Source organism: Bradyrhizobium sp. AT1 (assembly GCF_001590795.1).
Lineage (GTDB): Bacteria > Pseudomonadota > Alphaproteobacteria > Rhizobiales > Xanthobacteraceae > Bradyrhizobium.
Window position 1 is genome coordinate 535,609 of sequence record NZ_JXDL01000001.1, and the last position, 13,778, is coordinate 549,386.

Annotated in this window: 14 protein-coding genes; 8 read left to right on the plus strand and 6 right to left on the minus strand. The window is 63.8% G+C overall.

Annotation, left to right across the window (positions count from 1 at the left end; all coding sequences use genetic code 11):
• Positions 1-198: 198 nt before the first annotated feature.
• Positions 199-729, plus strand: coding sequence for a DedA family protein (locus tag SE92_RS02545; protein WP_063194321.1), 531 nt, complete (start codon positions 199-201; stop codon positions 727-729).
• A 30-nt stretch (positions 730-759) separates the two neighbouring features.
• Here SE92_RS02545 and SE92_RS02550 read toward each other — a convergent pair whose 3' ends face one another.
• A complete protein-coding gene (locus SE92_RS02550; protein WP_063194322.1) occupies positions 760-1,026 on the minus strand; it encodes a hypothetical protein in 267 nt (88 codons plus the stop codon).
• Positions 1,023-1,256 carry a hypothetical protein gene (locus SE92_RS34760; RefSeq protein ID WP_245324425.1) on the minus strand — a complete coding sequence of 78 codons (234 nt, stop codon included), beginning with the start codon at positions 1,254-1,256 and terminating at the stop codon, positions 1,023-1,025. Before SE92_RS34760 ends, SE92_RS02550 begins: the two co-directional genes overlap by 4 nt.
• A gap of 346 nt (positions 1,257-1,602) precedes the next feature.
• Between SE92_RS34760 and SE92_RS02555 the strand changes: the two genes are divergently transcribed.
• Entirely contained in the window at positions 1,603-2,268 is a 666-nt protein-coding gene (locus tag SE92_RS02555) for an FMN-binding negative transcriptional regulator (protein WP_063194323.1), read from the plus strand.
• Positions 2,265-3,248, plus strand: a complete 984-nt coding sequence (gene argC, locus SE92_RS02560) for an N-acetyl-gamma-glutamyl-phosphate reductase (protein WP_063194324.1) — start codon at positions 2,265-2,267, stop codon at positions 3,246-3,248. Before SE92_RS02555 ends, argC begins: the two co-directional genes overlap by 4 nt.
• A gap of 127 nt (positions 3,249-3,375) precedes the next feature.
• Here argC and SE92_RS02565 read toward each other — a convergent pair whose 3' ends face one another.
• Positions 3,376-3,774: an MAPEG family protein gene (locus tag SE92_RS02565; protein WP_063194325.1), complete on the minus strand. Its 399-nt coding sequence runs from the start codon at positions 3,772-3,774 to the stop codon at positions 3,376-3,378.
• 64 nt (positions 3,775-3,838) lie between these two features.
• The gene (locus SE92_RS02570) at positions 3,839-5,644 is read right to left on the minus strand and encodes a PHA/PHB synthase family protein (RefSeq protein WP_063194326.1); all 1,806 of its coding nucleotides are present in this window, start codon (positions 5,642-5,644) and stop codon (positions 3,839-3,841) included.
• Positions 5,645-5,896: 252 nt separating this feature from the next.
• Here SE92_RS02570 and SE92_RS02575 point away from each other — a divergent pair, with 252 nt between their 5' ends.
• The 5 genes from SE92_RS02575 (at position 5,897) to SE92_RS02595 (ending at position 10,965) form a co-directional block, all read left to right on the plus strand.
• A complete protein-coding gene (locus tag SE92_RS02575) occupies positions 5,897-6,172 on the plus strand; it encodes a hypothetical protein (RefSeq protein WP_063194327.1) in 276 nt (91 codons plus the stop codon).
• Between the two features lie 214 nt (positions 6,173-6,386).
• The gene (locus SE92_RS02580) at positions 6,387-7,607 is read left to right on the plus strand and encodes an LL-diaminopimelate aminotransferase (protein ID WP_063194328.1); all 1,221 of its coding nucleotides are present in this window, start codon (positions 6,387-6,389) and stop codon (positions 7,605-7,607) included.
• Positions 7,608-7,636: 29 nt separating this feature from the next.
• Positions 7,637-8,953: a homoserine dehydrogenase gene (locus SE92_RS02585; protein ID WP_063194329.1), complete on the plus strand. Its 1,317-nt coding sequence runs from the start codon at positions 7,637-7,639 to the stop codon at positions 8,951-8,953.
• 138 nt (positions 8,954-9,091) lie between these two features.
• Positions 9,092-10,093, plus strand: coding sequence for a class II fructose-bisphosphatase (gene glpX / locus SE92_RS02590; RefSeq protein ID WP_063194330.1), 1,002 nt, complete (start codon positions 9,092-9,094; stop codon positions 10,091-10,093).
• 152 nt (positions 10,094-10,245) lie between these two features.
• A complete protein-coding gene (locus SE92_RS02595; RefSeq protein WP_063194331.1) occupies positions 10,246-10,965 on the plus strand; it encodes a haloacid dehalogenase type II in 720 nt (239 codons plus the stop codon).
• 47 nt (positions 10,966-11,012) lie between these two features.
• Here the strand turns inward: SE92_RS02595 and SE92_RS02600 are convergent, their stop codons facing one another.
• Both SE92_RS02600 and SE92_RS02605 read right to left on the minus strand, forming a co-directional pair.
• Entirely contained in the window at positions 11,013-11,912 is a 900-nt protein-coding gene (locus tag SE92_RS02600; RefSeq protein ID WP_063194332.1) for a hypothetical protein, read from the minus strand.
• Positions 11,897-13,729, minus strand: coding sequence for a peroxidase family protein (locus SE92_RS02605; protein WP_063194333.1), 1,833 nt, complete (start codon positions 13,727-13,729; stop codon positions 11,897-11,899). Before SE92_RS02605 ends, SE92_RS02600 begins: the two co-directional genes overlap by 16 nt.
• Positions 13,730-13,778 lie beyond the last annotated feature (49 nt).

The window sequence follows — 13,778 nt, forward strand, 5'->3', positions numbered from 1 at the left end:
AGGTTATCGCAGGGCGGGCCGGGCGGTGTCGTTGGGGGCCAATCCCGGCGATTTTACGCCGCAGGCCCTCCAATTGCCGGCAATTTGACCTGCCAGCCTGGCCGAGCCGGGTTTTGTGACTTGATGTCACACAAGCCCTTGGCTTACCAGTCTTTTTCATCGAGCAGCACCTTGAGACGGGGCGGAAGGCTATTTTTGATGGAGCAGTTTGCGCACGCCCTGGCCGATTTCGTGCGCGTTCACCAGGCCTGGGCGGCTCCGATCGTGTTCCTGCTCGCCTTCGGGGAATCGCTGGCCTTCATCTCGCTGCTGATTCCCGCGTGGGGCGCGCTGGTCGCGATCGGTGCGCTGATCGGGGCGAGCGGCATCAGCTTTTATCCGGTCTGGATCGCCGGCGGCCTCGGCGCGGCGCTGGGCGACTGGGTCTCCTACTGGTTCGGCTACCGCTACAAGGAGAAGGTTGCCGAGATGTGGCCGCTCTCGCGCTATCCGGGACTGCTGCCCAGGGGCGAGGCCTTCGTGCGCAGCTGGGGCGTGCCCAGCATCTTCATCGGCCGGTTCTTCGGTCCTTTGCGCGCCTCGGTGCCGCTGGCGGCCGGCATCTTCGAGATGCCCTATTGGAGCTTCCAGGCCGCCAATTTCATCTCGGCCCTGGTCTGGTCGGCCGTGCTCCTGCTGTTCGGCGACGTGCTCGCCAAGATCATGGAATGGATCTGGCGGGTGATCTGACCGGCGCTCGCGGCTTGAATAGCGCTGGGTCTAGTGGGTCTTCTGAAGCGCATTGCGCACGATGTCGATCAGCCGATGGGCTTGAGCCGCAGCTTCATTGAGGTCGTCCTTGTCGCCGCGGAGTTCGCGGGAAGATCGCGCGCGATCGACGATCTCTTCAACGACTTTGTCAGGGCCGTGTGAGTTGGCGGACACGGGGCGATCCACCCAAACCTTCTTGGCGATGAAGGCCGTCAAAAGTGCGCCGCTACCGGCGGCGAGAGGAAAGAGCAGCGCGATCGCCTGGTCGGTGGTCATCGCAGGCTTCCCAAGAATACGTGTCCGGCCAAATGTATGGCGAAACCCGTCACGAAGCAAACTAGCCCGACCCCAACAACGAGACCGTTATCGGTTCCCAAAGGCAGAAGATTGAAAATCACCTGTGCTGCCGGAACGAAGGTTCCAGCCGCAATAATTCCGGCGGACAGGTTGTTGAGCCAAGTCGCGCTGAGTTTCAGGTGCTCGTTGCGGATCTCATCGGGTGTCACGACATGCCCCAAGTGCGAAAGGTCCGGCGGTTCTAGGATAAGTTTAGATTGTCTTGACATTCTATCGCAAGTCTACGGGGACAGTTTCGCTCGCGGTGGCGGACGAGGCCGCCATGCGTCGCCACTTTGTACTTGACCCCGGAACCCGCGGGCCCTATAGCCGCGCGCCATGATCAACGCCGCGACCATCCTGTTCGCCCGTCGCCGCCGCCGCAGTCTTGCGGTTTGGGCGGTCGATCGCGTTTGAGATCATCGTCTTTGCCGCTGGATCCGATCCGCGGCATTCTCTCTCCTGTCAGCGCGATCTGATCCGGCGGCCCCCACGGAGGCCCAGCAGGAGACCACGATGTACACGCCACCCTTTTTCAAGCAGGACCGCGCTGCGAGCCTGAAATTCGCCGAAGAGCGCGGCTTCGGCACCATGTGCGCCTTCGACGGAAAGAAGCCGGTTGCTTCCCCGCTGCCGTTCTATCTGACCTACGCAGCCGACGGCACGCCGCAGGCCGCGTTTCATGTTGCCCGTCACAATCCGCTGCTAAAGCTTGCGGGCGGCGATGCGTCCTGGCTGCTCGCGGTCAACGGGCCCGATGCCTATGTATCGCCCGACTGGTACGTCTCGCCGGATCAGGTGCCGACCTGGCTCTACCAATCGGTGCATCTGAGCGGGCCGGTGCGGCTTATGTCGGACGATGAGTTGGCGGTGCAGATCGACACGCTCAGCGACAAATTCGAGAACTGGCTGTTGCCGAAGAAGCCGTGGACGTCGGGCAAGATGACGGCGGGCCGGCTCGAGGCGATGAAGAAGGCGATCGTGGGTCTGGTGATGAATGTTGAAGAGGTCGAAGGCAGCTTCAAGCTGAACCAGCAAAAATCCGACGCCGACTACGCGGCGATCGCCAATGCGCTCAGCGCCGGCGATGCCGACGCCAGGCAGATCTCACAATTGATGCGGCAGGCAAGGCCGCAAATTTTTGCTGACGATACGAACATGCTCGAAGGGAGCGCACCATGAGCCTCGCTGACACCACCAAAGCCCCCACCACCAGCGCGGCCAGGAAGCCGGCCACCGTCTTCGTCGACGGCGGCTCCGGCACCACCGGGCTCGGCATCAACGAGCGGCTGAAGCTCCAGAACGACGTCGTCGTGAAGACCATTGCCGACGACAAGCGCAAGGATCCCGCCGCCAAGAAGGCGCTGATGGAGGAGGTGGACCTCGTCATCCTCTGTCTGCCCGACGATGCCGCCAAGGAGACGGTCGCGCTGGTCGACAGCATGGGCGCCTCTGGCCCGAAGGTGCTGGATGCGTCCACCGCCTATCGGGTTGCGCCCGACTGGGCCTACGGCTTTCCGGAACTGACGGCTGACCAGGCGGGCAAGATCAAGGCCGCCAGGAAGGTTTCTAATCCCGGCTGCTATCCGACCGGCGCGATCGCGCTGCTTCGGCCGATCGTCGATGCCGGCCTGTTGCCGTCTGACTATCCGGTCACCGTCAATGCGGTGAGCGGCTATTCCGGCGGCGGCAAGTCGATGATCGCAAGCTTCGAGGATGGTAGCGCGCCGTCTTTCGAGCTCTACGGCCTCGGCTTCGAGCACAAGCATCTGCCGGAGATGCAGCTCTATTCCAACCTGACGCGGCGGCCGATCTTCATCCCCTCGGTCGGCAACTACCGGCAGGGCATGCTGGTCTCGGTGCCGCTGCAGCTCGACACGCTGCCGGGCAAGCCCGGCGGAGCCGAGCTGCAGGCCGCGCTCGCCAAGCGCTATGCCGGCTCGAAATACGTCAAGGTGATGCCGCTGCAGAACGAAGCATCGAAGGGCGGGCGGATCGAGCCGGAAGCGCTGAACGAGACCAATCAGCTCGAGCTCTACGTCTTCGCCAGCGACAAATATCACCAGGCGGTGCTGGTCGCCCGGCTCGACAATCTCGGCAAGGGTGCGTCCGGTGCGGCCGTGCAGAACATGCGGCTGATGTTGGGCCTGCCGGAGGAGTAGGATGCTGTGCCCCGGACGCAGCGCAGCGCTCCTTCAGCGGTGCGCTGCAGAGCCGGGGCCCACTCTCGCTTGTTTCATTACAGTCTTCTGTGTCCCGGCTCGCGCTTCGCGCGTCCGGGACACCAAATCAAAGCACCTTGAAGATCGCCAGCGCCAGCACGGCCTGCGCAAGGAAGCCGACGGTGAAGGCCAGCGTCCGGAACACTGGGATTCCGAGCGCGTAGACGATCAGATGCGCGACGCGCGACCAGAAATAGACCGCGCAGGCCAGCACGGTCCATTTGGTAGAATAGTCGATCGCGTTGAGGATCAGCACCAGCGGCGCAAAGAGCACGAGGTTCTCGACCGCGTTGTCATGCGCGAACATCAACCGGTTGGCCCATTCCGATTGCGGCTTGTCGCCGCGCGAGGGGTTGGCCATCGCGCCACTGAGACCGCGAACCTGACAGCGGTTGATGGTGTAGGGAATCCAGAGGATACCGGTGAGGATCACCGTCAGTGTCAGCCAGAACAATTCGCGCGTCATGGTTCGATCCCCTCTGTCGTCGCTGCATTGAGCGCGAGTCTATACGAAAGCCCAGCCGATTCCGCTATGCGCGAACCTTGACGTAGCTGCCGGGCGCGTCCTCGATGGGCGGGAAGGCCTCGTTTCCCGGCACGCGTGCCGGAACCTGCTCCGGATCGAGCTCGCCGAGCCATTGGCGCCAGTCCGGCCACCACGATCCCTTGTGCTCCACCGCGCTCTTCAGCCACTCGGCGACGCTGACGTCCTTGATGTTGTCGTTGGTCCAGTACTGATACTTGTTCGAGGCCGGCGGATTGACCACGCCGGCGATATGGCCCGAGCCCGACAGCACATATTTCACCGGGCCGCCGAAGAACTGCGAGCCGTACAGCACCGATTCCGCCGGCGCGATGTGGTCCTCGCGGGTGGCGAGGTTGTAGACGGGCACCTTGACCTTGGAGAGGTCGAGCAGCGTGTTGTCGAGCACCATCGTGCCGGTGGAGAGCCGGTTCTCCAGGTAGCAATTGCGCAAATAATAGGAATGGTTCGACGCGGTCATGCGCGTCGCATCGGAATTCCAGTGCAGCAGATCGAACGCGCTCGGCTGCTGGCCCTTCAGATAATTGCTGACGACGTAGGACCAGATCAGATCGTTAGAGCGCAGCATGTTGAAGGCCATCGCCATCTTCGAGCCTTCGAGCACGCCGGCCGTCTTCATGTCGTGCTCGAGGGCTGCGATCTGCTCCTCGTCGACGAACACGAGGAGGTCGCCGGCATGGGTGAAGTCGACCTGCGCCGCGAAGAAGGTCGCGGACGCCACGCGCTGGCGGCGCTTCTCGGCGAGCCAGGCCAGCGTGGTCGCCAGCATGGTGCCGCCGACGCAATAGCCGGCGGTGTGCACCTTCATCTCGCCGGTGACCTTCTCGATCACGTCCATCGCCGTGAGCGGGCCTTCCTTCATGTAGTCTTCCCAGCTCTTGTTGCCGAGCCGCTTGTCGGGATTGACCCATGAGATCACGAACACGGTGATGCCCTGGTCGACGCACCATTTGATGTAGGATTTCTCCGGCTTGAGATCGAGGATGTAGAACTTGTTGATCCAGGGCGGCACGATCAGGAGCGGGGTGCGCAGCACCGTCTCCGTGGTCGGCGAATACTGGATCAGCTGCATCGTCTCGTTCTGATAGATCACCTTACCCGGCGTCGTTGCCATGTTGACGCCGACGACGAGGTTGTCCGGATTGGACTGGCGGATCTTCAGCATGCCTTTGCCGGCCGCGATGTCCTCCGCCAGCATGGTCAGGCCGCGCGCGAGGTTCTCGCCGCTGCTCGCCACCGTCTCGCGCAGCACCTCCGGATTGGTCAGCACGAAGTTCGACGGCGACAGCGCGTTGGTGACCTGCTGGACATAGAACTCCGCCTTGCGGCGCGTGTGCGGATCGAGCTCGGCGTCGCGCACCAGCTCCTGCGCCCATTTGGTCGTGAGCAGATAGAGCTGCATGACGAAATCGAAGAACTGGTTCGACTTCCACTCCGGGTCGGCAAAGCGCTTGTCGCGCGGCGAGGGCGCGATCGCGGGCGGGGCGTCCTGGCCGGCCATGCGACGCGCCGCCGAGCCCCAGAGGTCGAGATAATCCTTGGCGAGCTTGGTCTGCAGATCGGAGGAACGGGACGTATCCGACAACCAATATTCGGCGACCGATGTGAAGGTCTTGACGACCTCGGCAAGCTCGGCCGGCGGGCGATCCTGCACCTCGCCGCTCTCGCGCGGCTTGAGATAGGCGGCGAGCGCCTTGCCTCCGCTCTCCATCGCCCGCGCGACATTCATCGCGAAGGCTTCCGCATCGAACTTCGTCTCGGGTTTGGGCGTATCGGTCGTGGCCATACTCATGAGTAGAACAGTAACGACTCATTCCGTATTCGTCACCGCGAAGCTCGCATGTTTGGCGTTAAACACGCTCCAAGATGTGCTGCACTGCGACAAAGCTTCTTGGTTTTGTCACAATCCCGGTGCAACCCTTGTGCCGTGGGCCTTGGATGTTTTCTCGCTCGTACCATTTGTGGGCAGCAATGGTTTGAGCTTGGGCAGGTTGTCGGGTTAGTGTGCGGCAGCTTGCATTGGGACGAGTAGGGGAATTCCCAAGTGTTGGCGTTGAGGGTCCTGCAGAGGTCGCTGCTGATCGGTGGCACGCTGTTGAGCGTGGCATTTGTGCTGAGCGGTTGTTCCAGTCAGCTGGCGGACATGACGCCCGCGGACGCACAGGCGCATCCGAGGGAGCCGGGGACCTATCTGCCCGTGCACGATTTGCCGCCGGACCGCGATCAAGCGACGATCTCGCCGGAGCAGCGCGCCAAGATCGAGGCCGAGCTTGCCGCGGCACGCGATCGCCAGGCCGTCGCCGGCAAGGACGCGAAATAGGGCTGTGCAAGGTAATCGCTGGCGCCCCCGCCGTGCCGTGCTAAAAGATTTCGGTTCAGCCAAGAGTCAGGGCGAACGACTTCAGCCTTCGTTGTCGATGATTGCTCTAAGTTTTTGATTTTGAGTAATTTTCACGGCGGGGCTGGGCCCATTCGGGATCGCCGTCCTGTCCTGTCGATTCTGTCCTGACCGGTTGCCCGGAGCCCAGAGAGCCATGGAAGAATTTTACCGCATTCGCCGCCTTCCGCCTTACGTGTTCGAGCAGGTCAACCGGGCCAAGGCGGCCGCGCGGAATGCCGGTGCCGACATCATCGACCTCGGCATGGGCAATCCGGATCTGCCGGCCCCCGCGCACGTGCTGGAGAAGCTGAAGGAGACGCTGGGCAAGCCGCGCACCGACCGCTACTCGGCCTCCCGTGGCATCAACGGCCTGCGCAAGGCCCAGGCTGCCTACTACGCCCGCCGCTTCGGCGTGAAGCTCAATCCCGACACCCAGGTCGTGGCGACGCTGGGTTCGAAGGAAGGCTTTGCCAACGTCGCGCAGGCGATCACCGCGCCCGGCGACGTCATCCTCTGCCCGAATCCGAGCTACCCGATCCACGCCTTCGGCTTCCTGATGGCGGGCGGCGTGATCCGCTCGGTGCCCTCCGAGCCGACGCCGCAGTTCTTCGAGGCGGCCGAGCGGGCGATCATCCATTCGATCCCGAAGCCGCTGGCGCTGGTCGTCTGCTATCCGTCGAACCCGACCGCCTATGTGGCGAGCCTCGATTTCTACAAGGACCTCGTCGCCTTCGCGAAGAAGCACGAGATCCTGATCCTGTCGGATCTCGCCTATGCCGAGGTCTATTTCGACGAGAACAATCCGCCGCCCTCGGTGCTCCAGGTGCCGGGCGCGATGGACGTCACGGTCGAGTTCACCTCGATGTCGAAGACCTATTCGATGGCCGGCTGGCGCATGGGCTTTGCGGTCGGCAACGAGCGCGTGATCGCGGCGCTCGCCCGCGTCAAATCCTACCTCGACTACGGCGCCTTCACGCCGGTCCAGGTCGCCGCGACCGCCGCGCTGAACGGCCCGGACGATTGCATCAAGGAGATGCGCGACACCTACCGCAAGCGCCGCGATGCGCTGGTGGAATCGTTCGGCCGCGCCGGGTGGGAGATTCCGCCGCCGGAAGCCTCGATGTTTGCCTGGGTGCCGTTGCCGGAGGCCTTCCGCAGCGTCGGCAGCATGCAATTCGCCACCCTGATGGTGGAGAAGTCCGGCGTCGCGGTCTCGCCCGGCGTCGGCTTCGGCGAGCATGGTGAAGGATATGTCCGCATCGCCATGGTGGAAAACGAGCAACGGATCAGGCAGGCCGCCCGCGGCGTGCGCCGCTTCCTTGAAAGCGGCATCGAAACGTTGCACAACGTCGTTCCGCTCGCCAATCGGCGTTGAGTTCTCTTCGGCAGGTTTTCTAAGACATCATGGTTGCACCCCTGAAAGTGGGCATAGCGGGGCTCGGCACCGTGGGCGCCGAAGTGGTCCGTTTGATCGAAACGCAGGCGCGCGTGCTCGCGGGCCGTAGCGGCCGCGGCATTCGCGTCGTCGCCGTCACCGCGCGCTCGAAGGCGAAGAAGCGCGGCATTGACCTGCGCGGCGTCGAATGGGTCAGGGATCCCATGGCGCTGGCCACCCATCCCGGCATCGATTGCTTCGTCGAGCTGATGGGCGGTGCCGGCGATCCCGCGCTGTCCGCGGTCGAGGCCGCGCTCAACGCCGGCAAGTCGGTCGTCACCGCCAACAAGGCGCTGCTGGCCAAGCACGGCATCAAGCTGGCCAAGGCAGCCGAAAAGCACGGCGGCGCGCTGAATTTCGAGGCAGCCGTCGGCGCCGCGATCCCCGTCATCAAGACGTTGCGCGAGGGTCTTGCCGGAACCGGCATCAACCGCGTCTACGGGATCCTCAACGGCACCTGCAATTACATCCTGACCCGAATGGAGCAGGAGGGTCTGTCCTTCGCCGAATGCCTCAAGGACGCCCAGCGGCTCGGCTACGCCGAGGCCAACCCGTCCTTCGACGTGGATGGTCACGATACCGCGCAGAAACTCGCGATCCTCGCCAGCCTCGCCTTCGGCACGAAAGTTGCTCAAAGCGCGGTGTATGTCGAAGGCATCTCATCCATCGCACCGGAAGATCTGCGCGCGGCGTCCGATCTCGGCTATCGCGTCAAGCTGCTCGGCGTTGCGGTGCGCACCGCCAAGGGCATCGAGCAGCGCGTGCATCCGACCATGGTGCCGAAATCCTCGTCGATCGCGCAGGTGATGGGCGTCACCAATGCGGTCACGATCGACGGCGAGGGCATTCCGCCGATCACGCTGGTCGGCCCCGGCGCTGGCGGTGCGGCCACCGCATCCGCCGTGGTGGCCGACATCGCCGATGTCGCGCGTGGCATCCGGGCCAATCCGTTCGGCCGGCCGATCGCGCATTTGCGCGACACCAAGAAGGCGCCGATGGAGCGTCACGAGGGCGGCTACTACATCCGCCTTCTGGCGCGTGATTTCCCCGGCACCGCGGCGGCGATCGCGACGCGGCTTGCGGAGCAGAAGATTTCAATCGAGTCGATCGTGCAGCGTCATCCCAATGGCGGCGTTGCGCCTGATAACGGCAAGGCGGTCCCCGTGCCCGTCATCCTGATCACCTACGCCACGCACGAAGACGCCGTGCGCCGCGCGCTCGCCGCCGTGCAGAAGGACAAGGTGATCAGCGGACGGCCGCAGGTGATCCGGATCGAGAAGAACTGAGCATGACCCGAAAAAGTGTGTAGCGGTTTTCCGGAAAGGTCATGCTCCAACAATAAGACACGGTTCGAACGAATCGTGGGTGTTACGAGTTGATGCGGGCGGAGATTTCCGTCCCAAACGTTTCGAAGGAGTTAGCCGATGTCGACCCATATTGAAGTCCCTCCGCACGCATTGCTCGAGCGCATCCTGACGCTGGAGATCGTGCGCGTGACGGAGCGGGCGGCGGTGTCGTCGGCGCGCCTGCGCGGACACGGTAACGAGAAGGCGGCCGACCAGGCCGCGGTGGATGCGATGCGCCGCGAGCTCAACAAGCTCCCGATCGAGGGCACCATCGTGATCGGCGAGGGCGAGCGCGACGAGGCGCCGATGCTCTTCATCGGCGAGAAGGTCGGCATGAACGCCGGCCCGCAGGTCGACATCGCGGTCGATCCGCTCGAAGGCACCACGTTGTGCGCCAAGAACATGCCGGGCTCGATCGCGACCATGGCGATGGCCGACGGCGGCACGCTGCTGCACGCGCCCGACGTCTATATGCAGAAGCTGGCGATCGGCCCGGGCTACGCCAAGGGCGTCGTCGATCTCGACGCAACGCCGGCCGACAACGTCCGCCGTCTCGCCAAGGCCAAGGGTGTCCAGCCCGACGGCATCACGGTTCTCGTGCTCGATCGTCCGCGCCATGCCAGCATCATCGAGAGCGTGCGCTCGACCGGCGCCGCCGTGCGACTGATCACCGACGGCGACGTCGCCGGCGTGATCCATTGCGCCGATCCTGACAACACCGGCGTCGACATGTATCTCGGCACCGGCGGCGCGCCTGAAGGCGTGCTCGCGGCCGTGGCGCTGCGCTGCATCGGCGGCCAGATGCAGTGCCGCCTGATCCTCGATTCCGCCGAAAAAATCGAGCGCGCCGCCAAGATGGGCGTCAACGATCCCAAGATGATCTACGGCATCGAGGATATGGCGCGCGGCGACTGCCTGTTCGCCGCCACCGGCGTCACGACCGGTTCACTGCTGTCGGGCGTCAAATTCCGCAAGGACGGCGTGATCGAGACCGAGACGGTGGTGATGCGCTCCGTCACCGGCACCGTGCGCTATATCAAGGCCGAGCACCGCGAGCTCTCGAAGTTTCACCTGGACTAGTTTGGTCGTCATTCCGGGGCGACGGGACTGCGCAAAAGCGCGGCCCGGAAGGCCCGGAAGCCATCGAGCGGCAGAATCCGATGTGACATGGATTCCGGGTTCGCGCTTTGCGCGGCCCGGAATGACAACAAGAACAATCACGGGAAGCGCACATGTCCGATCTCACCACCGTCAAGGCCCTCGTCTTCGACGTGTTCGGCACGGTCGTAGATTGGCGCACCAGCCTGATCACCGACTTCATGTGGTGGGCGAAGGGGCGCGGCATCAGCGCCGACTGGACCGCTCTGGTCGACGGCTGGCGCGGCATGTACATGGCCTCGATGGACGATGTGCGCAAACATCCCGAGCGCGGCTATGTCATGCTCGACGATCTGCACCGCCGCTCGCTGGAGAAGCTGGTCGATCAGTTTTCGATCAAAGGCCTCACCGAAGCCGATCTCGACTATCTCACAAAGGGCTGGCACCGCCTGCATCCCTGGCCGGACAGCGTCGCCGGTCTTACTCGGCTGAAGGCAAAGTTCGTGATCTCGCCGCTCTCGAATGGCAACGTCGCACTGCTCACCAACATGGCGAAGTTCGCTGGCCTGCCGTGGGACCTCATCATGTCGGCCGAGCTGTTCGAACATTACAAGCCTGATCCCGAGACTTATCTCGGCGCGGCACGGCTGCTCTGCCTCGAACCGGAAGAGGTCATGATGGTCGCCGCCCACAACGGCGATCTCGCCGCCGCACAGAAGAACGGGCTCAAGACCGCCTTCGTGGCGCGGCCGACCGAATACGGGCCGTTGCAGAAGGTGGACTTCGAGGCGACCGGCAATTGGGACATCGTCGCGAAGGACTTTGGCGGGATCGCGGATAAGCTCGGCTGCTGACCCCGTTCCGCTCTCGGACGATTGCGGACGAGTGTCCTTGGCGTGCTTCAGCTGCCTGCTATCACGCGCGTTCTTGCCGCCTCCCAGACTTTGCCGAGCAAGGCCGGGACGAGGCCGTGCGCTGGGCACTGGTTCCAGGCACCGGCAAAGAATGCCAAGCCGGGGTCCGAGGCGCGTTGCTGCCGGGCAGTTTCGACCGCCAGCAGGATCAGCGTCCGCGACCGCAGCCGAACCAGACCCACGAAGTCTCCGTCGCGCGCCTCACGGACCACGCGCGCCGGCGCGCGCAGGGTACGAAGCATCGCGTCCTTCGGCTCGATCTTCGCCAGATTGTCGCCGTGGAGCGCCAGCTCGCGCATCAGCTCGATCGATTTCACGATGTTGTGCATGGCGAGCGCAGTTGCGTGCGCGCAGGCCATATCGCCTTGCGAGGCAACCTCGATGTGATCGAGCGCGGCCTTCAACGCGCCGCTGCGCCTGAGCCAGGCTGCACGCAGCGGCCAGGCCGACAACCACGCCTGCAACGTGCGCGCGGCGGCGTAGGATTCCTCGCTCGCGACATAGTCGGGGAGGAACAGCCGGCCGACCGCCTGCTGGACCACGACGCCCATGCTGCGAGGCGTGCGCCCGCCGCGGACGTAATTGCCGAGTTCGGTGATCTCCGGCGCGATCCGCTCTAACAGCGGGCCGATGTTCGAAAGGGCGGATTCGAGCGAAGTCTGATGCGCAGCGCGCAGCGGATCGTGCCGATCGCGGAATGCCGGCCAGATGTCGCCATCGGCGGCGCGGAAAACCGCGAGCTTTTCCGCGACCGAGCGATTGAACAGGCCGCCGCGGCCGGACAGGGGGCGGACGACAGTGCCCGCATCGTTGACACGGAGGAGCTCGTCCGGATCGCGGACGAGGGCGAGGCGGACGAGGCCCGGAATGGTTATGATGAGGGCCACGGCTCAGCTCGCAGCACGTTCCAGGGGGCAAAGGCGTTGTTGACGCCCTCGAGCGCTTGGCCGAGTTGCGGCACATGCCGCAGCAGCACCGATTTCATTCCGTTGTTCTGGATCCAGTCCAGACCGAACTCGGTGTAGACTTCCGCCCGGTAGTCGTCCGTGAAGAAGCGGTCGCTCTTGAGACGCCGCGATGCCATCAGGATGAAGATGCGGAAGGCGGTATCGCTGAAGCCAAAACCGTCCGGCAGATCCTCGGCGAGCAGTCCGACCATCAGATCGACGCGGTCGACATCGCCCTTGTAGATCGCGCGCATCTTCTTTGCAGCGTCGGGAATGCTGGTGATCTCTTCGAACGTCTTGACCCGTTTCTTGCCGACCAGCTCGCGAAACCGGTTGTAGCGCGGCACGCCGCGCTCGCGGTCGCGCATGATGTCGATGGCGGCCATGTCGAGCAGCGGTTGGTCGTCCTTTTTGAACTGGCGGAGGAAGTTGGGGTAGTTGTGCAGGCGAATGGCGCCGGGATGTGCCGTGCCGAACGAGTACAGCAGGTTGACGAAGCCGTGCGTCTCCATGAACTTGCGGGAGGCGCTGCCCTGCATATCGACCAGCTTGCAGCAGTCAGCCCCCGCCGCGTCGATCCGCCGTACATGCATGTCGTCAGGGACCAGGGGGTGCAGGCGGTAGACGGCGGTGAATTCCTCGGTCAACGCGTAGGGCGCGCTATGCTGATCCGTCGGAGTGTGGATGATCCCATAGGCGGCTTCGCTGTTCTCCCCGAGCACCGTTTTCAGCACCCGGTACGGGATCCCCGACCAGTTGGCGTGCATGCTGAAGTCCAGCGCAGGATGGCCGAGGATGCCCGGCGTCCATTCGATGGTGTGGATCTTGGCGATCAGGGCCGCGTTGATCAGGCGCGCGCGCTGGAACAGTTCCTCGTCATTCCAGGCCGGATAGCGTGTCTTGAGGCCATCGCAGATGACATTGTGCTCACGGGCGAAGAGATTGTGGAGCAGGCTGAGCCCGACCCACCAATTGTCGTTGAATCCAGTGAGATCGGCGCCCGGATGAGCTGGATCGGCAGGAAGCATTCCATCGTCGCCGACCTTGATCTTTCCGTCGACCTTGGAGCGGATTTCCAGCTGTCTGTCGCGATTGCTGCCGTAGATCTGTCCGGCATCCCACCAGTGCGAATTGAGATTGCGGAAGGTAGGGGTCGCGCCGAGCCATGGTTCGCGCGGCGTCTCGTCGCTGACGGTACGGCGGATCTGCATGCAGCCGCGCACGTTCTCGGGCCAGTGATCGTCCGGCTCCAGCGGGATCTTGAACTCGTTTCCCTCCTTGGGAATCCCATGGCTGAACCAGTTATGCGTTTCGAACTGGATCCAGGCGGCGGCCAGCAGGTTGAGGCTGGTCGCGGGAATGAAGGTGTCGCGCGCCAGCAATACCTTTGAGATCACGCGCGGGCTGGGTTCGAGCAGGTCGTCCATGCTGTCGGGCACGCATTCCGGCAGCGGGAAATTGCGTCCGAACCGGGCGCCCGCCATGCCCATGCGCGGATGGTCGAGGCTGTTGAACGAGCCGTCTGCGGAACGCCACCGCTCATTGCCGGGGCTCCAGCCAGGCGATGTCGTTCCGTAGCCTGTATGATGGAGGTTGTGCTCCCGCAGCCTTTCGCGGAAGACCGAGAGATTGGCAGCTCCTAGCAGGGTCGGCAGGTGGTCCCATCTGACGAAGAAGTTGACGACCCGATAGACGACATCAAGGACCGCTTGCAGCAGGCCACGATGGTAGACAAAGCCATCGTTCTCGCGGGACATTGACGCTCCCAAACAAACGCGTGAAATCAATTTGGCTTGCAACCAGTAA

Bases quoted from the DNA above. Each gene is read 5' to 3' on its own strand.
- SE92_RS02545 (WP_063194321.1), top strand. From the start codon at position 199: ATGGAGCAGTTTGCGCACGCCCTGGCCGATTTCGTGCGCGTTCACCAG.
- SE92_RS02550 (WP_063194322.1), bottom strand. From the start codon at position 1,026: ATGACCACCGACCAGGCGATCGCGCTGCTCTTTCCTCTCGCCGCCGGT.
- SE92_RS02555 (WP_063194323.1), top strand. From the start codon at position 1,603: ATGTACACGCCACCCTTTTTCAAGCAGGACCGCGCTGCGAGCCTGAAA.
- argC (WP_063194324.1), top strand. From the start codon at position 2,265: ATGAGCCTCGCTGACACCACCAAAGCCCCCACCACCAGCGCGGCCAGG.
- SE92_RS02565 (WP_063194325.1), bottom strand. From the start codon at position 3,774: ATGACGCGCGAATTGTTCTGGCTGACACTGACGGTGATCCTCACCGGT.
- SE92_RS02570 (WP_063194326.1), bottom strand. From the start codon at position 5,644: ATGAGTATGGCCACGACCGATACGCCCAAACCCGAGACGAAGTTCGAT.
- SE92_RS02580 (WP_063194328.1), top strand. From the start codon at position 6,387: ATGGAAGAATTTTACCGCATTCGCCGCCTTCCGCCTTACGTGTTCGAG.
- SE92_RS02585 (WP_063194329.1), top strand. From the start codon at position 7,637: ATGGTTGCACCCCTGAAAGTGGGCATAGCGGGGCTCGGCACCGTGGGC.
- glpX (WP_063194330.1), top strand. From the start codon at position 9,092: ATGTCGACCCATATTGAAGTCCCTCCGCACGCATTGCTCGAGCGCATC.
- SE92_RS02595 (WP_063194331.1), top strand. From the start codon at position 10,246: ATGTCCGATCTCACCACCGTCAAGGCCCTCGTCTTCGACGTGTTCGGC.
- SE92_RS02605 (WP_063194333.1), bottom strand. From the start codon at position 13,729: ATGTCCCGCGAGAACGATGGCTTTGTCTACCATCGTGGCCTGCTGCAA.